The 21,272-nt window shown below is 60.3% G+C and carries 21 protein-coding genes; 8 read left to right on the top strand and 13 right to left on the bottom strand.

Translation table 11 applies throughout. The features are described 5' to 3' along the window. Positions 1-19: 19 nt before the first annotated feature. From FJ404_02140 to FJ404_02110, 7 genes are all read right to left on the bottom strand, one after another. A complete protein-coding gene (locus FJ404_02140; protein MBM3821684.1) occupies positions 20-691 on the bottom strand; it encodes a bifunctional 4-hydroxy-2-oxoglutarate aldolase/2-dehydro-3-deoxy-phosphogluconate aldolase in 672 nt (223 codons plus the stop codon). A gap of 42 nt (positions 692-733) precedes the next feature. Continuing rightward, positions 734-1,516 (bottom strand): glucose 1-dehydrogenase, encoded by a 783-nt coding sequence (locus FJ404_02135; GenBank protein ID MBM3821683.1) that lies wholly within the window; start codon positions 1,514-1,516, stop codon positions 734-736. Between the two features lie 79 nt (positions 1,517-1,595). Further along, the gene (locus tag FJ404_02130) at positions 1,596-2,651 is read right to left on the bottom strand and encodes an Ldh family oxidoreductase (protein MBM3821682.1); all 1,056 of its coding nucleotides are present in this window, start codon (positions 2,649-2,651) and stop codon (positions 1,596-1,598) included. Then, entirely contained in the window at positions 2,648-4,231 is a 1,584-nt protein-coding gene (gene cobA / locus FJ404_02125; protein ID MBM3821681.1) for a uroporphyrinogen-III C-methyltransferase, read from the bottom strand. The genes FJ404_02130 and cobA overlap by 4 nt, the downstream gene beginning before the upstream one ends. Further along, positions 4,224-5,270 carry a hydroxymethylbilane synthase gene (locus tag FJ404_02120; GenBank protein ID MBM3821680.1) on the bottom strand — a complete coding sequence of 349 codons (1,047 nt, stop codon included), beginning with the start codon at positions 5,268-5,270 and terminating at the stop codon, positions 4,224-4,226. Before FJ404_02120 ends, cobA begins: the two co-directional genes overlap by 8 nt. A 24-nt stretch (positions 5,271-5,294) precedes the next feature. Next, positions 5,295-6,353 carry a glutamyl-tRNA reductase gene (locus tag FJ404_02115; protein ID MBM3821679.1) on the bottom strand — a complete coding sequence of 353 codons (1,059 nt, stop codon included), beginning with the start codon at positions 6,351-6,353 and terminating at the stop codon, positions 5,295-5,297. Between the two features lie 14 nt (positions 6,354-6,367). Then, complete coding sequence (locus FJ404_02110) at positions 6,368-7,159, bottom strand: cytochrome c assembly protein (protein MBM3821678.1); 792 nt, start codon at positions 7,157-7,159, stop codon at positions 6,368-6,370. 334 nt (positions 7,160-7,493) lie between these two features. On the opposite strand from FJ404_02110, the gene FJ404_02105 reads away from it, so the two are divergent. The 7 genes from FJ404_02105 (at position 7,494) to FJ404_02075 (ending at position 12,233) form a co-directional block, all read left to right on the top strand. Further along, on the top strand, positions 7,494-7,673 hold the full coding sequence (locus FJ404_02105) for a hypothetical protein (GenBank protein MBM3821677.1): 180 nt from the start codon (positions 7,494-7,496) through the stop codon (positions 7,671-7,673). Positions 7,674-7,876: 203 nt separating this feature from the next. Beyond that, entirely contained in the window at positions 7,877-8,296 is a 420-nt protein-coding gene (locus FJ404_02100) for a hypothetical protein (GenBank protein ID MBM3821676.1), read from the top strand. Then, entirely contained in the window at positions 8,232-8,438 is a 207-nt protein-coding gene (locus FJ404_02095) for a hypothetical protein (protein ID MBM3821675.1), read from the top strand. Before FJ404_02100 ends, FJ404_02095 begins: the two co-directional genes overlap by 65 nt. After that, positions 8,402-8,716, top strand: a complete 315-nt coding sequence (locus FJ404_02090; protein MBM3821674.1) for a type II toxin-antitoxin system RelE/ParE family toxin — start codon at positions 8,402-8,404, stop codon at positions 8,714-8,716. The genes FJ404_02095 and FJ404_02090 overlap by 37 nt, the downstream gene beginning before the upstream one ends. A gap of 247 nt (positions 8,717-8,963) precedes the next feature. Further along, positions 8,964-9,137, top strand: a complete 174-nt coding sequence (locus tag FJ404_02085) for a Dna2/Cas4 domain-containing protein (GenBank protein MBM3821673.1) — start codon at positions 8,964-8,966, stop codon at positions 9,135-9,137. Positions 9,138-9,454: 317 nt separating this feature from the next. Next, a complete protein-coding gene (locus FJ404_02080; protein MBM3821672.1) occupies positions 9,455-11,347 on the top strand; it encodes a CocE/NonD family hydrolase in 1,893 nt (630 codons plus the stop codon). Positions 11,348-11,426: 79 nt separating this feature from the next. Continuing rightward, positions 11,427-12,233, top strand: coding sequence for a type II secretion system protein (locus FJ404_02075; protein ID MBM3821671.1), 807 nt, complete (start codon positions 11,427-11,429; stop codon positions 12,231-12,233). Between the two features lie 492 nt (positions 12,234-12,725). On the opposite strand, the gene FJ404_02070 is transcribed toward FJ404_02075, so the two are convergent. The 4 genes from FJ404_02070 to FJ404_02055 form a co-directional block, all read right to left on the bottom strand. Then, positions 12,726-14,117: a hypothetical protein gene (locus FJ404_02070; GenBank protein ID MBM3821670.1), complete on the bottom strand. Its 1,392-nt coding sequence runs from the start codon at positions 14,115-14,117 to the stop codon at positions 12,726-12,728. 688 nt (positions 14,118-14,805) lie between these two features. Then, the gene (locus FJ404_02065) at positions 14,806-16,125 is read right to left on the bottom strand and encodes an APC family permease (protein MBM3821669.1); all 1,320 of its coding nucleotides are present in this window, start codon (positions 16,123-16,125) and stop codon (positions 14,806-14,808) included. A gap of 109 nt (positions 16,126-16,234) precedes the next feature. Next, positions 16,235-17,365, bottom strand: coding sequence for an alanine--glyoxylate aminotransferase family protein (locus FJ404_02060; protein MBM3821668.1), 1,131 nt, complete (start codon positions 17,363-17,365; stop codon positions 16,235-16,237). A 93-nt stretch (positions 17,366-17,458) separates the two neighbouring features. Next, complete coding sequence (locus FJ404_02055; GenBank protein ID MBM3821667.1) at positions 17,459-18,013, bottom strand: 3-isopropylmalate dehydratase; 555 nt, start codon at positions 18,011-18,013, stop codon at positions 17,459-17,461. Positions 18,014-18,502: 489 nt separating this feature from the next. Between FJ404_02055 and FJ404_02050 the strand changes: the two genes are divergently transcribed. Further along, on the top strand, positions 18,503-19,852 hold the full coding sequence (locus FJ404_02050) for a POT family MFS transporter (GenBank protein MBM3821666.1): 1,350 nt from the start codon (positions 18,503-18,505) through the stop codon (positions 19,850-19,852). 33 nt (positions 19,853-19,885) lie between these two features. Here FJ404_02050 and FJ404_02045 read toward each other — a convergent pair whose 3' ends face one another. Both FJ404_02045 and FJ404_02040 read right to left on the bottom strand, forming a co-directional pair. Then, complete coding sequence (locus FJ404_02045; protein MBM3821665.1) at positions 19,886-20,497, bottom strand: YceI family protein; 612 nt, start codon at positions 20,495-20,497, stop codon at positions 19,886-19,888. Then, positions 20,494-20,769, bottom strand: a complete 276-nt coding sequence (locus tag FJ404_02040; GenBank protein ID MBM3821664.1) for a hypothetical protein — start codon at positions 20,767-20,769, stop codon at positions 20,494-20,496. Before FJ404_02040 ends, FJ404_02045 begins: the two co-directional genes overlap by 4 nt. Positions 20,770-21,272: the final 503 nt, after the last annotated feature.

Below are 21,272 nucleotides of genomic sequence, written 5' to 3'. Positions count from 1 at the left end.
GGCCTTGAATCCGAGGCGGTTACCCCCTCGCCGATTGAATCCATCCCTTCAACTCCTCGGCGCGAGCCCGAACCGAACTCCAATCGCCGGCGTCAATCCATTCCTTCCGCAATAGTTCCTTGCCCAAACCCAAAGCGCAGACTCCCGCCTTGATCCAGGCGGTGATCCCGTCCTTCGAGGCATCCGCCACTCCTGTGGCCATGATCCGGGTCCAGGGTGACGGCCCCAGCAACGCTTTGACGAATCCCGGCCCTCCCGCCGCTTCGCACGGAAATAACTTCACGATTTCCGCCCCCCATTCCTCGGCGGTGCCTATTTCCGTCGGAGTGGCGCATCCGGGCACATACAACAATTTCCGCCGGTTGCAAAATCGCGCCACCCTTTCGGAGAAGGAAGGCCCGACGATGAACTGCGCCCCGTGCGCCGCGTAAAGGGCCGCCGTTTCGGAATCCACGATCGATCCCGCGCCCAAGACCACTCCCGGCCATCGCCGGGCGCTGACCTCAACCACTTTCTCAAACACTTTCGACGCGCCTTGCCCTCGATTCGTAAACTCAAACACTTCGATCCCCGCTTCGGCGCAGGCCGAGACCGCTTCGGCCACCACTCCCGCGTCGCCATGATAAAAAACCGGCACCAACCCGGAACTCTGAATCCGTAAACACACCTCGAGGCGAGAAAGTCTGGACATATTTCAACCGCAATCTTGGCCGGGAGCCCGCCCGCGGTGCAATCACTTCCCGCAAAGATACCCGCCATCGATCACCATCGTGCTGCCCGTGACAAACGCGCTTTCGTCGCTGGCCAGATAGCGGGCGGCCCAGGCAATCTCGACGGGTTGCGCCATCCGCTTCTGCGCGTGCGTCGCCACCATCTGAGCCCGGAATTTCTCCGGGTCCGGATACTCCCGCAACCGCGCCTGCACGAAGGGCGTCTCCACCCGCCCCGGGCAAATGCAGTTGATCCGCACGCCCGTCGGGCCGAAATCGAGAGCCATGGACCTCGTTAATCCCACCACCGCGTGCTTCGTCACCGTGTAAGCGAATCGATCTTCCATGGCGGTCAAGCCCAAGGCCGACGCCATGTTGATGATCGAGCCCGCGCGCCGCTCGATCATCGAAGGAAGAAACGCCCGGCTGAGCGAATACATGCCCTTGAGGTTGACCGACCAAAGACGGTCCAAATCCGCCGGCGCGGTGTTCAAGATCGTGCCCACATGGCCAATGCCCGCATTGTTTACCAAGACATCGCAACGGCCCCTTTCTTCAAGAAATCGCCGGGCAAATGCGGCACACGCCGCGTCATCCGCAACATCCAACACCTCCGCCACGCCTGCCCATCCTTCCTTCCGAAGGCGTGCCGCGACTTCCTCGGCCGCGTCCGGCCGCAGGTCCGCCAAAACCACACTTGCCCCCGCCGCCGCCAGCTCCTCTGCAATCGCCGCCCCAATCCCCGATCCCGCCCCGGTCACCACCACCTGTTTGTTCTGAAGTGAATAATGTGTTCGTTTATTCATAGTCGTTCTCCACCTGGAAAGGCCGGTCCAGAATCCGGGCCGCCTGCCAACGGCACATCTCTCGGCAAACTCAAATCCATCACACGACCGAGGCAAGCCCGCTCAAAGCCGCGGCCTCGCGCAGCGGGGGAATCACATCCGGTGGCAAGGCAATGCCCTCGGCGATTTGCTGCCGATAACGTTCCCACTCGATCTCGCCCGGCACATAAAGACGCTCCACCCCGTCCGCCCGGGGCGAAGCGTGAATTTCATCGATCAGACTCGAAACGCGTTCCGCGAAATCTCCCTTCACGGCCAGCACAGCGGGATCCATCGCCAGGAATGCCGCGCCATGCAAGGTCGGCAGGCCCGGATCATGATGGCTCCAACTGCGCACCCCCCAAGTCATCGACGCTCCCGTAAGCAACGCGCTCAAGGACTCAATCAACAGCGCCAATCCGTATCCCTTGTGACCCGCCATCGGGAGCAAAGCCCCCTCCATCGGAAAACGACTGGGATCGGACGTCGGACACCCGTCGGCTCCAATAATCCAATCTCCCGGAATCGGTTCACCGCGCGCCCGCGCCGCGAAAACCTTGCCTCCAGCCACCTTCGCGATCGACATGTCGAGCAGGATCGGGTCATGCCGCCGGGCCGGAATGGCATAGGCCAGCGGATTGCTCCCGGTCACCGCACCGCGGGATCCAGGCGCCGCCACGGACGGAATATCATTCGCCATCGCGACCCCGATCAATCCCTCCCGGGCCGCCAGCCACGCGTAATACCCCGCCGCGCCAAAATGACAGCTATTGCGCAGACCCGCATAAGCCAGCCCATGGATCCGCGCCCGCTGAATGGCCCATTGCATCGCTTTCACCGACGTCGGATGCGCCAACGTCGAGTTCCCATCGAAAACCACCCACGCCCCCCCCTCGCGAACAACCTTGGGAGAGCCGGAGGGATGGAGTCCTCCTGCGCGCAACCGCTTCAAATATCCCGCCAGGAGCTTGGTCCCGTGGGTAAACACACCCCAAGCGTCCGTTGTCGCGAGGACTTCTGCCCCGATGGCGGCTTCCTCTTCCGCCACTCCGGCGCGCGTGTAACAGGATCGCGCGAACTCGCGCAGGTCTGAAAAGGACACCAAGGGAGCGCTCATCGGATCAACCCCTTCCGTCGCGGACTCGAGATCCCCGCGCCAGCCTCAGTCTCGATCTGAATCAGTGCCTCCATCATGCCTTCGATGGTATGCTTTGCGGCCTCCAAATCAGCTTCCAACCCCAGGGTTCTAAGCGCTTTCGAAGTCTCGGGTCCAATGGTCAAGAAGCGGATCTTCGGCCACGCTTTCCTCAAATTCAACAAGTCGAACCTCGCGTTGAAATGTTCAACCGTCGAACTGCTCGTGAACGTCACCCAATCCGCCCCTCGCTCCCGAAAATCCTCAACCACACCGAAGGGATCCTCCGTCTCCGGCACGGTGCGATAAACAGCCACGTCATCGACAATGGCGCCCATCTCCTCCAGTTTTCTTGGCAATTCGCGGTTCGCCACTTCCGCGCGCATCAGCAGGATCCTCAGGTTTTCAACGCATCCGTCGGCCTCGATCGCGCCAGCGATTTCGGACGCCAGGTATTCCTCGGGCATGGCGTCAACCTTAAGATGCAGCGCCTTGAGGGTGGCGGCCGTCGCGGATCCCACCGCGGCCAGCCTCAATCCACCCAAAGCCCGGACGTCATCAAAGGATTTGAAGAAATACTCGAAAAACTTGGAGACGCCGTTTGGACTGGTGAACACCAGCCAGTCATAACAACTGAGCCCGGCCAGAGCCTCGACCAAAGGCGTCCGCTCCTTTGGGGCTTCGATTCGGATGGTGGGAATCTCGATCGCGTCCGCCCCGCTCTCTCGCAGCCGCGCCGAGAGCTGGCTGGCTTGCTCGCGCGTCCGCGTCACCACCACCCGCCGCCCAAACAGAGGTCGTCGCTCAAACCAGTTTAACTTGTCCCTCAAACGCGTCACGTCACCCACGATGGTCACCGCCGGCGCTTGGAAGCCCCGGCGGCGCACTTCCTCCGCGACTTCCCCCAAGGTGCTCTCCAGCGTTTCCTGTTTGCCGGTCGTGGCCCACCGCACCATCGCGAGCCGCTCCGAGGCCGGCATGCCATGCGCCATCAGCGCTTGCGCGATTTCCCCGATGCGCTCCACACCCATCAGGATCACTTTGGTTCCCGGCACCCGCGCCAGCGCCGCCCAATCGACGGACTCCTTCGCCTTGCCCGGCTCCTCGTGCCCCGTCCAGACGGTAAAACTCGAACAACAATCCCGGTGCGTGATGGGAATGCCGGCGTAACAACCCGCCGCCACCACCGAACTGATCCCCGGCACCACTTCAAACGGAATTCCGGACGCCGCCAGTTCTTCCGCCTCCTCCCCGCCCCGTCCGAAGACGTACGGATCGCCCCCTTTCAACCGCACCACGCGCTTGCCTGCCCTGGCCTTTTCCACCAGCAACCGGTTCAATTCTTCCTGCGGAATCGCATGATCCTTGGATCGCTTTCCGGCGTAAATGCGCTCCGCGTCCTTGGGAACGAGCCGCAGCAATTCCGGCTGCACCAGGGCGTCGTACACCACCACCTCCGCGTCTTTGAGCAACTCGGCGCCCCGCAGCGTGAACAATCCCGGATCGCCCGGCCCCGCTCCCACCAAATATACCCGGCCCATCGAAACCTTCGCCTTACCCATGTTTTTCCTCTTCCTTTCCCGGCTTCAACTCCCGCGCCAGTTCGCGGCCCATCGATTCGGCCTCGGCGGGCGATCCCCGCCGTTCCCCGCGGCGAGGTTCTCCGCCCGCGAAAGAAACGGCTCGCAATTTCAATTGATCACTCGCGATTTCGCCCAAAGCCGCCACCGGGGCCTGGCATCCCCCTCCCATTTCATTGAGAAACGCCCTTTCCGCCAGCACGCATTGCCGGGTATTGAAGTGATTCAATCGCTCGCAAATCGGAGCGATGCGCTCGTCGGCGGCCCGCACCTCGATCCCCAGGGCAGCCTGGCCCACACAGGGAAGCATTTGCGATGAATCCAGCACAACCGCCCTCAATCCATCCGGCACCGCGTCGCCCGCGAGCATGCCATCCGGCCGTATCGTAAACTGCAATCGCTCCAGCCCGGCCGCCGCCAGCACCAACCCGTCGATCTCGCCCTGTTCCGCCAGCTTCTGCAATCGCGTCACCACGTTGCCCCGAATCTCGACCGTCCGCAGGTCGGGACGGAGTTCGCAAATCTGCGCTTGCCGCCGCGGACTGCTTGTGGCCAGACACGCCCCCGTCGGCAGCGTTTTCAGCGACACTCCCGGACCCAACCCTTTCAAAGCCGATTGTCCCGGCGACCAGTCCATCGCCGCCTCCGCAGTTTCATCCCGTCGCCGCAGGAAGTCCTCGTCACGCACGATCAGCACGTCGCGAGGATCCGCCCGCTTAGACACGGCTCCCAGCATCAATCCCGAAGGTAATTCCGTGGGCAGATCCTTCAAACTATGAACCGCCAGATCCGCCTTGCCTCGAACCAACGCCACTTCGAGTTCCTTGGTGAAGAGCCCCTTAGGCAGGCTCTCACCAGGCTTGGCCAGCGAGGCCGATTGGAGTTTGTCCCCCGTCGTTTTGAAAATCTTCATCTCAAACCGAAGCCGGGGAAACAGCTTGCGGCATTGGTCGATCACCAACTGAGCCTGGGCCAGAGCCAGCGCGCTGCCGCGAGTGGCTATCACCATGTTCGAATTCATGACGCCATCCCCCTTCTCTCCCCCTCAGACGGAAGCGGGCTTGGGACAGCCGTCGCCGCCGCCATACCCTCGCGTCCCCTGGCCCAGCAACTCGCGAACTTTCTCGCGTATGATCTCCTCGCAACGCTCAAGCTCCCGCTGCCTCTGCCGCATGGAGTCGTCGGCGATGGATTGCAAATCGTCGATATTGTACAAAAAAACATTGTCCAGGAAATTGACTTCAGGATCGATGTCACGCGGCACCGCGATGTCGATCAACAGCAACGGACGGTTCCGGCGGAGGTCCATCAACGGCTCCAGCTTGGCACGGTCCAGAACGAAATGCGGCGCCGCGGTCGAACTGATCACGATATCCGTCTCCGCAAACACGCTGTTCCAATCGTCCCAGCGCACTGCCCGGCCGCCCAGCGCTTCGGCCAGCGCCGCCGCACGATCGAAGGAACGGTTCGCCACCAGCACCGTCCTGGCCCCCCGGCTCAGTAACGACCGCGCCGTCTTCTCGCTGGTGTCCCCGGCGCCAATGACCAACACCTGCCGCCCCTGGATCGTCTCGAAAATCCGCTCCGCGAGGTCCACCGCTGCGGACCCCACTGAAACGGTTCCCCGCTGAATCTGCGTCTCGGTCCGAATGTGTTTGGCAATCTGAAAGGCCCGTTGGAAGGCCTTGTTCAAACGCGCGCCCGTCCACTGGTTGTTCAAAGCCGTCTCGTAGGCCTTCTTCAATTGGCCCAAAATCTCGGTTTCACCCAAAACCATCGAGTCCATCCCCGACGCCACCCGGCAAAGGTGCTCCACGCTGTGGGGTTCCTGATAAGCGTAACATTCATTGGCCGCGGGCTCGGCACACCCGAGCGCGTCGGCTACGATCCGCCTCAACTCCGCCAGCACACGCACGGGTTCGACCGCGGCGTTGAGATAGATTTCGACCCGGTTGCACGTGGAGAGGATGACGCCTTCGCTGGCGATGCCCTGATTCTTGATTCGATGCATCAGGTCCGGCACCCGGGCCTCGGAAACGGCAAACCGTTCCCGTACTTCCACGGGCGCGGTGTGATGGCTGATTCCCCAGACGACGATGGCCATGCCTGAGCTTCCCCTCAAGGATTGTGGATGTTGGAAAGCAGCTTCGCCCCCCAAAAAGTCAACATGATGAACACGAACCCGCCCACCGCGCCAAAGGCGAAGCGGCGCCCTCGCTGGGCGAATTGCCAGCGCGAAACCATCAAGGCCAGGTACAACCCCCACACCAACATCGACCAAATCACCTTGGCATCCTTGAAGAAACTGGTGCCCGGGGGGGGCGTCAGAAACACGGCACCCAAAGCTAATCCCGAAGTGAGCAAGAGAAAGCCCGCTCCGACCGACCATCCGGTGATGGCTTCCAACCGCTGAATCGGCGGAATCAACGAGAACACCGCCTCCAGTTTCCGCCACTTCAAATTGCGCTCTTGGGTGAGGTACATCAGGCCCGCCACAGACGCCAATCCAAACGAACCGTAGGACAAGAGCAGCAGCACCGCGTGCAAGCTGACTTCCCAGCCGCTGAAATTCGGCTTGTCGCCACGGGGCGGATCCAATCCCGGCATGAGCGCGAAGATCCCCAACACCAGGAGCAAGGGTGAGGCAAAGGCCCCGAACGACCGCCACTTCGAAAACAAACCGATGAACAAATAAGACGCGGAAATGGTCCAGCCGATGAACGCCACGGCTTCGTAGAGATTGTTGATTGGACACCGTTGCAGGCTGAACCCGCGTTTCAACATGGCCACCGTGTGAAAGGCGCAAGCCAGGGCCAGCAATCCGTAATTAAGCCAGTTGTCGCGGCGCAGTCCTCGGCGGAGCAGGAAAATAGAATAGAGCGCGCTGCCTCCGTAGAGCAGCACGGCCATCGCGAAAAACTGGCGGTCCGACACCGAAATCACCTCGCAAGCCTATCCACGCCCGAAGTCGGTTCAAGCCAGCAGTTGGAGTCACCGTCGAACGAGTTCGAACACGCATCCAACCAACGTGACCCACCAGCGTGCGATGCATCGCCCGTCGCCTGGATCTCCCACGTCGAGAAAGCGCCAGAGGGCTGGCGCACTCCAAGACCTGGCGGATCCTCCGCTCGCCTCGCCGTCGCGAAGCGTCTTGGACTGCGGTAGCCCTCTACCGCTTTGACCACACGCCCAATCAGGTTACGGGCGAATTCTTCTCCCCCTGATCTCTGCGCATCCGTTTCACTTGGCTAATGCCTGCTTGCTTGGAACCACCAAGCTTTCGAAACGTCGCTCCCTGAGTTTTTATACCTCCGCGATCGACAAGCTCCGCCTCCTGCTCACCGATCTGGAAACGATTTTTCCCGCCGCCAGCCTTCGCCTTATCTACCTGGAAGTGGGCTCCAACTTAGGTCATGATCTCTGAGCTTAGGTCAAAGAATCGCAGACCTACATGCCCCTCGAAAAAAATTCGGCCCGGGAGCGACCCGGGCCGAAGAAGCGAAGAGGATGCTGTTTTTCCAACGGTGTAGGTGACTGGCACCCAGGGAACCGGTCTACATCACTCACTTTGTCTTGGTTCCGAGAAAGAAGTAGTCCAAATTCCCTCAAGAATCCAAGAGGAATTTTATGAAGAAACCAGGAGACCTTCATTTCGCCTTCGACGTGGGCCACAGTTCCATTGGCTGGGCTGTGTTGCGCCAACCGCCCAACGCCAAAGCCCCGGAGCCGGCCCAGTTGCTCCATCCCAGCCAGTCGCACAACGCTGGATTTAAAGTCTTCAACGAATCACACGCCGGCAGATGGATGATTTGGGCGAGAGGCGCCGCGGTGGACGGGGTTCATTTTCTCGAGGAGTCACGAGGGATCCACAGCGATTTCCTCGTCAGCCTCCTCAATGAGTTCCTCTACTGCCCGCGCCGGGCGGCGTTGAAGATGGTCAAGGGCTGGCTTTTGAGGGACCAATCAGCTAGAAACGAAATGTATGAGCACAAAAGAGATTCTGTTGGAAGTCGCGGAGAAACTGCCGCCGGACGCGACGCTCGTTGATGCCATCTACGAGCTGGAATTCCGGCAGGCGGTGGAGGATGGGCTGGCCTCGCTGGATCGCGGCGAGCGCGTTCCCCTGGAGGAGGCCCGCCAACGCATCCCGAAATGGATTTCAAAATATTCCTCTCCGACGACGCTTTAAGCGATTTGGAGCGCATTGTCGCCTACATCGCGCCCCACAATCCTGTCGCCGCCGAACGCATAGGCAACCAGTTGCTGGATGCGGCTCTCTCTTTGCGCAAATTCCCTGAACGCGGGCGGGTGGTGCCGGAATTCAAGCGTCCGGTGTTGCGCGAAATCATCTTCCGATCCTATCGCATCATTTACCGGGTGAATCCGTGCGACCAGAGTTTGGAAATTGTCCGGTTCTGGCACGGTGCGCGAGGGTTTCCACACATTCCCCGAGGGCCTGAATCATAAAGGACGCGCTTCCCCGCTCACTCCTCCACGACTTCCTCTACTGCCCTCGCCGGACGGCGTTGAAAGTGGTTGAGGGCTGGCGTTCGGCCAATGAACATACCTTTTGCGGCGACAATGTCCACGAACACGCCGACTTGGCGGGTTACGAGGTGGCTGAGGGGGTCACCCTGTTGCGAGCCATGCCGGTCTGGTCCCAGCGACTGGGATCGAACGGGAGAGGTGATATGTCGAACTCCATCCCGGAGACCTGCTGTTCCCGGTCGAGTTCAAGCTCAGCAAACGCCGCCCCTGGCAAATTGACGACGTCCGGCTTTGCGCCCAAGCCCTCTGCCTCAAGGAAATGCGCGGACTCCCCATTCCGCGCGGTGCCATTTTCCACGTGGATTCGAAACGCCGCCGCGAGGGGGAATTCACGCTTTAGCTTCGCTCAGCCACGGAACGGGCCGTGGATTCAAACACGAGGGGGTAGAAACTCAAAACCTTGGCAAACAGTCGCCCCGTGAGCAATCACGGGGCGCGGATTGAATACTTCGAAACCGGGGACAGTGGATGGAATGTGAATCCCTATTCAAGAGCAGGCTTACCCTTTCGAAGAGCCCCATCTCCATGCCTTCGTAGCTCCTTAAGAACCCCATCCCTTCCCAAGGCTCGCACCCGCGTCCGTTCGGCGTGCGTCGTCCCAGCATCGACCGTTTTAGCGTGAAAGCCGCACTCCAAACCTGATTCTGGCTCGCGCACGTGACCAACCTGCGTGCGATGCATCGCCCGTCGCGAAGCGTCTTGGACCACCGGCCCGAGTCCGGCAGCTTCAACCCAGTCACAAATCTCCCCGATTGCGCGGGCATTTTGATTCTGCCATGGTTTCTCCCAAGCCTTCGGCAACCCAACCATTTTTCACCCTTCTTTCCGAACCCCATGAGACTCACGGCTCGAATTCCCCACCTCACGATCCTGCTTCTCACCGGGGCCTCTCTCTTCGCACAAGAACTTCCCTACCGATTCCAACCGAACGTCATGATCCCGATGAGGGACGGCACCAAACTGGCCGCCAATGTTTTCCTCCCATCCGCGGAAGGAAAGCATCCCGTCATCCTGACGCGATCTCCGTACGGAAAAGCCGATGCCCAATGGGGCGATGCCAAGCGCTATGCTCCCCTGGGTTACGCGCTGGTCGCGCAAGATTGTCGGGGTCGCGGCAATTCCGAGGGCGTGTGGGACCCGTTTGCTTACGACGTTCAAGACGGTTTCGACACCCTGGAATGGATCGGTTCCCAGCCTTGGTGCAACGGTCGCATCGGCACGTCCGGCGGTTCTTACGTGGGCTGGACCCAATGGGCTTCGGCGCCCAACGCCAGCCGCCACCTGCGCTGCGCCGTGCCGGTGGTGCCGTTTGCCGATGTTTACGCGGATATCGCCTATCCTGGAGGAGCCTTCCAACTCTCCCTGCTGGTCGGTTGGGGCGCTTCCGTCGGCGGGGTTCAACTCAATCCGAGCCAATTGCAAGCCGCTTACCTGCATCTTCCCCTGCAAACTCTCGGCAGCCAGTTCGCCAAGCCGGTGCCGTACATCAACGATTGGGTCGCCCATCCTGTTTACGATGAATATTGGAAACGACGCGGCATCGATGGGCGGTTCTCGGAGGTCGAGATTCCGACCTTGAACATCGGCGGATGGTACGACATCTTCTCCAAAACCACCCTCGACCTCTCCTCGGAAGTCCGCCGGAAATCCAAGAATCGGCTCGCGCGCCGGAATCAGTTCGTCGTCATGGGACCTTGGGCTCACGGCGTCGGCGTGCAAAAGGTGGGCGATCTGGACTTCGGTGCGTCCGCCAAACTCGATCTCGGTGATTTGCAGCGCCGATGGTTCGAGTACTGGCTGCGAGATCAGGATTCCGGAGTCGAGCAATGGCCCGCCGTGCGGCTCTTCGTGATGGGCGAAAACCGCTGGCGTGATGAACACGAATGGCCTTTGCAGCGAACTCAATACCGTCCGCTCTATCTTCACAGCCAGGGCAAAGCCAATTCATCCTCCGGCGACGGTGCGCTCTCGTTCGATCCGCCCGGAGAGCTCCCGCCCGATCATTTTACCTACGACCCCGCCCAACCCGTCCCCACCACCGGCGGAAATAATTTGGTCGGCGCACCCATCGGTCCTTTGGATCAGTCCGAAACCGCCAAACGCCAGGACGTCCTGGTTTATAACAGCGCGCCGCTTCCGGATGCCCTCGAAGTCACGGGTCCGGTGAAAGTGATCCTTTTCGCCTCTTCCTCCGCGCCTGATACCGATTTCACCGCCAAGCTGGTGGATGTTCATCCGTCGGGAAAAGCTTACAACCTCAGCGACGGGATCGTTCGCGCCCGCTACCGCCGGGGCCATGGATCGGAACAGTTCCTCGTTCCGGGCGAGGTCGAAAAATTCGAGATTGATCTTTGGGTGACCAGCAATCTTTTCAAACCCGGTCATCGCCTGCGCGTGGAGATTTCCAGCAGCAACTTCCCAAGATTCGACCGGAATCCCAACACGGGACGCCGTTTTGGCGCGGATTCCGAAATGGTCAAAGCAAACCAAACGGTGCATCACTCTCCGCCGAGAGCCTCGCATATCCTCCTCCCGGTGGTTCCGAGGTAAACTCCCGGCGTGGATTGGCCGAAATCCTTTGAGCTGCGAGTCGTCTTGCGCATAGTCTCGCACAACCCCCGATTCCGCCATGAACCATACCACACCGCCTCGCCGCACCCGCGGCTTCACGCTGATCGAATTGCTGGTCGTTATCGCCATTATCGCCATCCTGGCCAGCCTGCTCCTTCCCGCCCTGGCCAAGGCCAAAGGCCAGGCGCACAAGATTCGTTGCGTGAACAATCTCAAACAGCTCGGGCTCATTTGGATCATGTACGCCGGGGACAACGACGAGCGATTCGTCGTCAACGGTCCGGGCGATACTTTCCCCACCTGGATCAGAGGCAGTTTCGAAGGAAATCCTCAGGACGCCACCAACGCGCTGCTCTTGATCGACGAAAGACTTTCCCTGTTCGCCCCCTACCTCAAAGAACGCAACCTCTACAAATGTCCCTCAGACAAAGCCATCGGCACCTCTGGAACCAAACTGGTCCCCCGAGTGCGCAGCTACGGCATGAACAACTATGTAGGCTGGCAAGGTCCCGAATACCGCAGTCTGCCGAACCCAGCCTACAAAACATTTCGAAAATCGGGAGAGTTGGGCAACCCGTCGCCCGCCCAATTGTTGGTTTTTGGAGAAATCCATCCGGACAGCATTTGCCGTCCTTTCTTCGGTGTCATCATGGGCAACGCCCAAAACATCTACCACTTCCCGGCATCGTATCATGCCAAGAGCGGAGTCAACGCGTTCGCCGACGGTCATGCGGAAAGCCACAAGTGGCTCGATCCGCGCACGACCCAACCGCGCAATCCCGACTTCCACGGCCATAACATCTCATCGCCCGGCAACAAGGACGTGATCTGGATTCAGGAACGCGCCACCACAACCGTCCGTTGATCGGCCTTACAACCTATTGGGAAAGTTTTTTCCGAAGGGGCGAATGACGCCGGGCAAAGCAAAACGTCATCCATCATAGCCCCAGGTTGGGGGCCTCGCATGGCGCCGGGTCGTGGGACCCGGCCTACACGCGTTGGGGATTTTCATGAAGCCCGCGTGCCTTCACGGGGCGCAGATTTGTGACGCTGGGTGGAGTGTCGCGATTCTCGATCCATGCTCATTCCCGCAATCCCCAGGCGTCAAATATCACGGCGGCGGATGGACTCGGACATCGGCACTCGTTTTCTCAACCCGCGAGCCTTTGCCCCCCGCGTCTCCGTGCTTGGGATGCTCTTGGCATCCGCTTCCTTCCTCGGCAAACCCGACAAACCGTCCCGATAAGCTTGCACGGCTTCCAAAGCCGGCAACGGCTCTGAGCCACTTCGGGAAGTCCGGAAAATCTCATCCTGGCCTGACGCATGGCTTCAACATGGCGTCCCTCCGAGAAACCTGTCAACGTTCTCTCGGAAGCAACCGCCCTTTCACATCCTCCGGCAAATCCGCCTGCTCGATCCACTCCATCGCCGCGTGGCGGTCCTTCTGGATCCAACGGCCGGCGGCATGCACTAACCACCTCTCGCGATCGATCGGCGAATCGATTTCCAGCGCCCACAACGCCGCCAGATCCGGACGGGATCCATCCACGCTCTCCACATAAGCCTCAAGGGCCTTGTCCCGTCCCGAACCCGGAGGCAACGCATCAATCCAAGCGATGGCTTGGTCGTGTCCTTCAAAGGTCCATTGGCGGGCCACGGTATGCCACGCTTCATCTCGCATCTTGCCTTCCGGGAACGCCTCCACCCACTTCGCCGCGGACGTGGGATCTTTCCTCGACCAATGCCCCACCACATCCCCCATCGCCGCCTCGACCAGGCTGGGGTCGGATTGCTTCGAAAGCCATTCCGCCGCCGCCTGAGGATTCCGTTCCGCGACACTCTCCACGAGTTGCCGAAAAATCGTGTTCCTTTGGGCTGCATTCTGAATCTTCCTCGTCCAATCCACAGCAGCGTCGAAACTCTCCGCACCCAAGAAAGTCACAAACATCTTGGCCAACTGCAGCATCTCCCCGTCGGTATCCAGTTTCGTCGCCGTCCACGCCAGCGCCCCCCGCAAATCGGAACTCGCCCATCCCGCGAGCACCGCCAACTGGGCGTTCTCTCGCGAGTAAAAATCGGGTATCGTCGAAGTCCAACGCCAGGCGCCGGGTCCATCCATCCGTGTCCAGGCCTTGACCGACTCGGGCACTTCCCGTTTGGAATCGAAGTAACTCAACGCCCTGACCTTGCCCGCGGCGGTCACTGGAAGTTCTGATTCCAGATCGACGGCCGAGGCCAGCAAGCGCGATCGTTCCACAGGTTCCAAAGTCTCCGAGGGGCGCAACCACCACGCAAGGGCACGCTCCGGAGTGGACAGCAGCCATCGTCGGAAGACGCCTTCTCGGACTCCCGCGACTCCTCCCTTGAGGTTGAACGTCTCGATCCATTCCATGGCCTGTTCAGGCTCTCTCGCCGCCAGCACGAGCAGCACCGCCTCGGCGCCACGCCGCCTGAGCCCGTCGTCCGAAACCCTCCGCACCCACCGCGCCGCTCCCTCCCAGTCCGACTCGGAACGATGTTCAAGCAGAGCGATCAAAGTGGATCGCGCGGACCTCGAGTCCGGCATGAGTCCCGCCATAGCCAAAGCCTCGTCACGCTGCCGAACCGGCCACCGGTCCATCAGCAAGACTAGCAACAGGCGTTTGAGATCGCCTCGCTCGACTCCGGCTGTCCACTCCAGGACTCGCGGCAGTTCATCCTTCGACACCCGAGCCAGGCGCGCGGAGAGCTCGGGGGTCAACTCGGTCAAGGCAGTTCCCGGTGGGATCGAATACAGCCAACGCTTGAATTGAGCCAAGGAATGTTCTCCTTCCACGGCCTCACCGGAAGATTTTGAGACCGGGCGTTCCCGGCTATCCGCCCTTTCTTGAACGAGTTGCGCGGCAACCTCCCGCGAACCATCTCTCCCGCCTAAAAGGTTCCCATTCCAGACACCCAATGTGAGCCCGGCAAAGACAGACCCGAGGGCTATTCCAGCGAGGAAGACGTGCCGCGTCGCAAAGCGATCTACGGAGGGCTTCACGTCTGCTACCGTGCCAAAACCTCAGCCCAAGCACAATCGCAATTCCAACCTGGCGCGCGGTGCATCCGCAGGTAGTCGGTGCTGCGCGCGGCAGCGCCGTGAACGGCGCGCCCTGGCAACTTGCAGATGCACCGCCCGGCGCGGGGGCATCAGCAAGGGGTGGGTCGTATCCGGCATCGCTCTTGGGGACGCTTTCGGAGCGCGGCTGTGTGCGAAGCATCAGCCGCAGCACCTCCACATGGCACTGGCCCTGCGAACCTTCCATCCCCATCATGAAAGCCAAGCGCTGCGGCAGACCCTTCCGATCCAGCCGCGCCTCGGAAATCCGCACCGTTTGAACCCTCGAGATTTGAATGCTCAGCCCCGGCCCTCGCCCGGAAATTCCCAGTCGCGGAACAAGCCTGAAATTTCCGGGCTAGGAGTTGGGCGGCGCTTCGCCAACCGCAAACGGCCATTCCTTTCTCACGGACGCGCGGAGCAAAAACGCGAGTGCCCCCACCACCAAGGCGATGAGCCCCCCCACCAACCACTGCGGCTTGGTGGTCACCAAGATGTAAGTCCAGCCCAAGAGAGCCAAGCCCGCGGGCCAGGGATAAAGCCACATTCGGAATGGACGCTTCATCTGCGGTGCCATCCTTCTCAACAGGACCAAAGCCACGATTTGACCCATGAACTGAACCACCACACGCGTCGTAATCAGGGCGTCAATCAAGGCCATCAATGGCAAATACGCACAGACCACCGAAATGCCGCCCAACACCAGCAATGACCGATGGGGAAAACCTCCCTCCGGATGCAACCCGCCGAACCATTTGAAAAAGGTCCCGTCTTGAGCCGCCGCGTAAGGGATGCGGGAATACCCCAGGATCAGCGCAAAGATCGAGCCGAACGCGGTCCAAATCACCAGCCACGTGAACCAGGAAGCCGCCGTCTTCCCATGCACACGCTCGATCAGCCAGGAAGCGATCGGCGCCGGCGGGTCCGTCGCCGGCACAAACTCGCGCCAGGAGATCGTTCCGATGATGGCCAGATTGATTCCGACGTAAATCATCGCCACGAGCACGATGCTGATCAAAATCGACCGGGGAATCACCCGGCCGGGATCCCTCACTTCATGCGCGATGTAGCACACGTTGTAATAGCCGAGATAATCGTAAATGCCAATCCGCGTCGCCGCGGCCAGTCCGATGAAAAACTCGGGACTCAGCGTGAACGCCCCGGGCGGAAAGTCCTTCACCCGGTTGATGTGGAAATGAGGCACCCCGGAAATCAGCACCGCCCCCACCGTGATCATCACCCCGGTCCAAAGCGCGACCGTGATCCAAGCCACATGTGAAATTCTGCGATAAAGCAAAAAGATCGCGACGATGCCCACCAGCACGGGAATCGCGTTGCGCATGGCGGGACTCATCTCCGGCCACAAAAAGACAAGGTATTGGCGAATGCCCGCGAATGCGGTCGCCACCTCCAACGGGCCGCTCAAAATGAACTGCCAGATGAAAAGGAACGCCATGAAACCGCCCCATCGCGAAGGCCCGAATCCTTCGCGCAAGTACCGGTACGTCCCTCCGGAACCCGGCATCGCCGCGCCCAACTCACTCCAAACCAACCCATCGGGAATCGTGATCATCAGCGCGATGAACCAGCCAATCATCGCCTGAGGACCACCCTCCCCCACGCAACTCATCAGGGCCGGGATCGTGATGAAAGGCCCCACCCCGATCATGTTGGCCATGTTCAGGGCGGTGGCTTGAAACAAGCCGAAACGCGGCGCCTTCGCGCCTTCCGTTTCCGAGGCGGGGGTCTGGGGCGCGGGAACCGGGCTCACAGACGCGGAAACGGATTCAGGGCCGGTAACCCGCTTCCGCGAGAACCTGGCCAAAGGCTTTCAAGAACCGATCGACGTGTTCGGGTCGGCTGGTTTCCCCCATCAATCCCAAACGCCATATCTTCCCCTTCAACGGCCCAAGCCCCGCTCCCACTTCGATGCCATGCTCCACCAACAGCTTCTTACGCACCGCCGCTTCGTCCACTCCCGCCGGCACGCCCACCGCGTTCAATTGCCATAACTGGTGGCCCGCTTGGGACACGATCGACAACCGCAAGGCCTCCAACCCCGCTCTCAGCCGCTCATGTTGTTCGCGATGCCGCCGCCAGCGCGCTTCCAATCCCTCCTCCAAAACCACCCGCAAAGCCTCGTGCAAAGCGTAGTTCATCGAGATCGGCGCCGTGTGATGATAAACCCGCTCCTGCCCCCAATAAGACGAGAGCAAATTCACATCGAGATACCAGCTTTGAACCTTGCTCTTTCGGCGCGTGGCCGCCTCCATGGCGCGCGGCCCCAACGACACCGGGGCCAGCCCGGGAGGACAGCTCAAGCATTTCTGAGTTCCGCTGTAGACCGCGTCGATCCCCCACGCGTCGAGATCCACCGGACATCCGCCCAACGAAGTGACCGTGTCGATCAGCATCAACGCGCCCGACTCGCGAGCCATTTTTGAAATCTCCTCCACCGGCGTCAGGGCTCCGGTCGAGGTTTCCGCATGGACGATCGCAACCAGCTTGGGTTTGCGGCCACGGAGGGCCTGCGCCACGGAGTCCTTCGGAATGATCTCGCCCCAGGGCGCTTCGACTTTGACGACGTTCGCTCCACAGCGCTGGGCGACTTCAACCATCCGCGTGCCAAACACGCCGTTCACACCGATCACCACCTCGTCTCCGGGCTCGATCAAATTGACGAAACAAAACTCCATGCCCGCGCTGCCCGTGCCGCTCACCGGAAAGGTCATTTCGTTCCGGGTCCGAAAGACTTCGCGAAGCATGGCTTTGATCTCGTCCATCATGGATACAAAAACCGGATCCAAATGTCCGAGCACCGGCATGGCCAGCGATTGAAGCACCGAAGGCGCGACGTTGCTCGGGCCGGGTCCCATGAGCAGGCGGATGGGCGGATGGAATGGTGCGGGTGTGGGCATGCAATGATCTGGGGGTCTCAGTTGAAACCAAAATGGGCGCGGCAGTCGAAACGCGCGGCCTGATCGATTCAAGCCGTGCTATTCCATCCTGGATCAGGTCGCAGCGGGAATCATACCGCTTTTGCGCGCAAAATTGAAGAGCCCGCCGGCATCCACCACCGGACGCACATCGCCCAGCGATTTGAGCGCGATGACCTCGCCGGTGGCAGCCAGGGTGACGGTGGCTTGATCGAGATCCACCGTGACGCGATCCCCCGTCTTCACTCTCTCGCACAGGCGGGAGGTCAGCTCGCAAGGGTAAAGTTCGCCGGTGGCCACACAATTGCGGAAGAAAATCCGCGCGAAGCTTTCCGCCACAATGATCCGGGTGCTGGCCGAGCCCAACGCGATCGGCGCATGTTCGCGCGAACTTCCGCATCCGAAATTCCGTCCCGCGATGATGATCGGGTAGTCGGTGTCGAGTTTGCCTTCGGCCACGAACCGGATGGGATAGAGCGATTCGGGCAACCCGATCATCGCGTAACTGCCCAGTTTCTCATACTCCTCCGGGAGGGTGGGAATGAGATTCAAGTATTGCGCCGGAATGATTTGATCCGTGTCGATGTTGTCCTGAACGACATAAGCCGGGCCGGAATAGACAGACTTCATGGCGGAACTTTGAGGATTGACCAGAGGCAATTCAACCTTGAAACGGCGATTCAGTTTCCGCCTATCCGACCAGGTCGAACTCCACCTACCGCGCAGCCTCCCAACGGCGCCATCATTCCCTCGCGCTTAACCACCCCCCTCGGAAGCGCCACCCGCGCTCGACTACACACCCGGATGCGGCGTGAATGCCGCGCTCCGCAAAACAAATTGTCCATGAACCGGATCAGCATCGATCGAACCTCCCAGCCCTGAACCGCGCGGTCATGTTCCAATTCGTCGCCTTTGTCCCTCTCACAACCGGGACGCGTTCGGAGCGCGGCTGTGCTGAAAGCCAGCCGCAGCGGGTCGCGGTCTCGACGCGGGAGGAACAATCGACGAACTCGTGCCAGGCAACATTGCTGCGGCTGATCCTTCGGACACAGCCGCGCTCCGAGGGCCGGATCAAATTCTTCCTGGCCCGGGGTCCGGGTGGACGCCTACGCTGAGGGCATGTCCAGCGCTTCTTATCGTACCACCCCGGTGGCTACTTCGGGAATGCCCCCAGCGATTCCGTTCATCATCGGGAATGAGGCTGCGGAGCGGTTCAGTTACTACGGCATGAACTCCATTTTGGTTCCGTTCATGATCAGCAACGCCCTGCTCGATGCTCAAGGCCGTCCCAGCCCCATGACCCCGGAAGAGGCCAAAACAAATTATCACATGTTTGTCACGGCCGCGTATTTCCTGCCGATCGTGGGTGCGATCTTGTCAGACGCCATCTGGGGCAAATATCGCACCATCATGGCGCTTTCCATCGTGTATTGCTTCGGCCATTTCGCGCTGTCCTTGGACGAAACGCGCCTTGGGTTGTGTGTGGGTTTGGGCCTGATCGCGATCGGCGCGGGGGGCATCAAGCCGTGTGTTTCCGCGAATGTCGGGGATCAATTCGGAGACAAAAACCAGCATCTGCTGCCCAAAGTTTTTGGCTGGTTCTATTTCTCGATCAATTTCGGATCCGCGGTGTCCACGATCATGATACCCTACCTGCTCGATCGCTTCGGACCCAGGGTTGCGTTTGGAACCCCTGGCGTGCTGATGCTGCTGGCCACCGTCGTGTTTTGGATGGGGCGCCGGGCGATGGTACATGTGCCTCCGGCCCGGGAACGATTCTGGGCGGATCTCACCGGAACCGAGGGGCGCCGGGCCTTGATGAATCTGCTCGTCCTGGTGCCGTTCGTGGCCATGTTCTGGGCCATTTGGCAGCAGAATTTTTCGTCCTGGGTCGTGCAGGCCGACAAAATGGACCGCGTCATTTTCGGGAGGGAAGTCCTCTCGGCCCAGATTCAAACGGCGAATCCCGTCTTCATTCTGATCATGATTCCCCTGTTCTCCTATGTGATCTATCCCGCCTTGAACCGGGTTTTCCCCCTCACCCCCCTGCGCAAAATCGGCTTGGGGCTGTTCCTGACCGTGGTGGCCTTTCTCATTCCAGCCTGGATCGAATCCCGCATCGTGGCGGGCGAACGCCCCACGATCTGGTGGCAAATCCTGGCCTTCGTCATCCTGACCATGGGCGAAATCATGGTGTCGATTACTCATCTGGAGTTCTCCTACACCCAGGCGCCCCCCAGCCTGAAATCTGTGGCGCTCTCGATCTATCTGCTGTCGATTTCCCTTGGGAATGCCTTTACCGCCGGAGTGAACTGGTTCATCCAGAACCCGGATAAAACCACCAAGCTGCAGGGGCCTGATTATTTCCTCTTTTTCGCAGGGGCCATGTTGGTGACCGCGATTCTTTATGTCTTTGCAGCCAAAAAATATCGCGGAAAGAGCTACGTCCAACCGGCGTCAGCGCATTGACCATTCCAGGAATTCAACCCGAGCCCCTCACCCTCACCGGGCGGAGGCACCGGCAATGCTGAGCGTGATTTCGATCTCGTCCGAGACCTTGTCCTGAGGCGCGGCGGGATTGATGCCGAAATCCGTCCGCTTGATCGTGAACTGGGAGCGGATGACCAGGAGATCTCCTTTGAGATTGGGCACGCGCTGCCCGAGCTTGTCTTTCAAAAAGGTCAGTTTGACGGGCGCGGAGACGGACCGGGTGACCCCTTTGAGGGTGAGCTCTCCGGTCAAGTCCCCCGCGTGAGTATCGCCGCTGGATTTCAGGTTCTTGAGTGACTTCGCCTCGAATTTCATCTCCGCGTGCTTGGCCGAATCCATCCATTGAGCGCCATGCAGGTGTTCTTTCATGACGGGATTCGGCACTTGCATCGACGCGGTGGCGACGAGAATGCGGCCCTGGATGGCAGCGGGGTTCTGCGGATCAAACGTGACGCTGCCAGAAATTCCATGGGCGCTGCCGTTGATCGCCTCCAGCGGGGCGTCCAGTTTGAACACTGCATTGTTGACGCCCTTGGGATCCTTGAAGTCGAACACTTGGGAAGCCGCGCGGGCTTGAGGATTCAAGGCCAGGAAAGCGACCAAGGCGATGAGAACATTTTTCATAACAGGGTTGGATGACGAGTGGGAGTGGATTGAGGTTTCAGAAAGCGGGACGCCAAAGCCAGCACACCCGCGGCCAGCGCGGAGGCGCCCAGGAAATCAAGGCCCGGCACGAAACGCTCATCGTAAGTGATGCCTTCCAACCCCGTGACCTCATCGACGGTTTTGACCGGGACGCGGGTTTGAGACCATCCGCGATGCCCCCCCGAGGCCAGCCAATACAGCGAGGCGGCCATCATGATCACAGCGGCCAGAATGAGGAGGACGTTTCGCACAGTGCAACGGAAATCGAGCCTTCACCCTGTGACCGTGACATGCGAATTCGAGAGGATTTGATTCAACCTCGAATCGGCAATTCAGTGGAGTCTTGTCGTTCCCGCGCGAGGCCGGACTGCAACCAACGATCGGGAAATGGAAACGTTACTTGGCACGAACCGCGCGGGTGTCGTGGCAACGCGATTTTTTCGATCATCGCCTGCGCGATCACCATCAATTTGATGAGAAGACCAGTTACATCCTGCAAAATCCGGTGCGGCAAGGATTGTGTTCGCGCCCGGAAGATTGGCCATGGAAGTATCAGCCTAGAGACAGACACCCTCCCCTGTGGATGTGACACAAAGGCGCTAGCCCTAATGCCTTTCGGAAATTCCATGGGGTTAAAGTGCTCAGATAATGCGGAACTCGATGGGCGCGCAGATCGACTGGTTTCGTCGCAGGCGTGGCCAGCCGGTGACGGGTTGGCGGACGGCCCTTGGGCAACTGCGAGGTCGTTTGCGCT

The organism is Verrucomicrobiota bacterium, from assembly GCA_016871495.1.
GTDB lineage: Bacteria > Verrucomicrobiota > Verrucomicrobiia > Limisphaerales > VHDF01 > VHDF01.
Note: the sequence above shows the minus strand (reverse complement) of the source record. Positions and strands in the feature narration are given on the sequence as shown.

Excerpts from the sequence above, each read along its gene's own strand:
- FJ404_02090 (MBM3821674.1), top strand. The coding sequence starts at position 8,402 with ATGGATTTCAAAATATTCCTCTCCGACGACGCTTTAAGCGATTTGGAG.
- FJ404_02100 (MBM3821676.1), top strand. The coding sequence starts at position 7,877 with ATGAAGAAACCAGGAGACCTTCATTTCGCCTTCGACGTGGGCCACAGT.
- FJ404_02135 (MBM3821683.1), bottom strand. The coding sequence starts at position 1,516 with ATGAATAAACGAACACATTATTCACTTCAGAACAAACAGGTGGTGGTG.
- FJ404_02075 (MBM3821671.1), top strand. The coding sequence starts at position 11,427 with ATGAACCATACCACACCGCCTCGCCGCACCCGCGGCTTCACGCTGATC.
- FJ404_02050 (MBM3821666.1), top strand. The coding sequence starts at position 18,503 with ATGTCCAGCGCTTCTTATCGTACCACCCCGGTGGCTACTTCGGGAATG.
- FJ404_02065 (MBM3821669.1), bottom strand. The coding sequence starts at position 16,125 with ATGGCCAACATGATCGGGGTGGGGCCTTTCATCACGATCCCGGCCCTG.
- cobA (MBM3821681.1), bottom strand. The coding sequence starts at position 4,231 with ATGGGTAAGGCGAAGGTTTCGATGGGCCGGGTATATTTGGTGGGAGCG.
- FJ404_02095 (MBM3821675.1), top strand. The coding sequence starts at position 8,232 with ATGAGCACAAAAGAGATTCTGTTGGAAGTCGCGGAGAAACTGCCGCCG.
- FJ404_02115 (MBM3821679.1), bottom strand. The coding sequence starts at position 6,353 with ATGGCCATCGTCGTCTGGGGAATCAGCCATCACACCGCGCCCGTGGAA.
- FJ404_02140 (MBM3821684.1), bottom strand. The coding sequence starts at position 691 with ATGTCCAGACTTTCTCGCCTCGAGGTGTGTTTACGGATTCAGAGTTCC.
- FJ404_02120 (MBM3821680.1), bottom strand. The coding sequence starts at position 5,270 with ATGAATTCGAACATGGTGATAGCCACTCGCGGCAGCGCGCTGGCTCTG.
- FJ404_02110 (MBM3821678.1), bottom strand. The coding sequence starts at position 7,159 with ATGGCCGTGCTGCTCTACGGAGGCAGCGCGCTCTATTCTATTTTCCTG.
- FJ404_02130 (MBM3821682.1), bottom strand. The coding sequence starts at position 2,651 with ATGAGCGCTCCCTTGGTGTCCTTTTCAGACCTGCGCGAGTTCGCGCGA.
- FJ404_02045 (MBM3821665.1), bottom strand. The coding sequence starts at position 20,497 with ATGAAAAATGTTCTCATCGCCTTGGTCGCTTTCCTGGCCTTGAATCCT.
- FJ404_02060 (MBM3821668.1), bottom strand. The coding sequence starts at position 17,365 with ATGCCCACACCCGCACCATTCCATCCGCCCATCCGCCTGCTCATGGGA.
- FJ404_02055 (MBM3821667.1), bottom strand. The coding sequence starts at position 18,013 with ATGAAGTCTGTCTATTCCGGCCCGGCTTATGTCGTTCAGGACAACATC.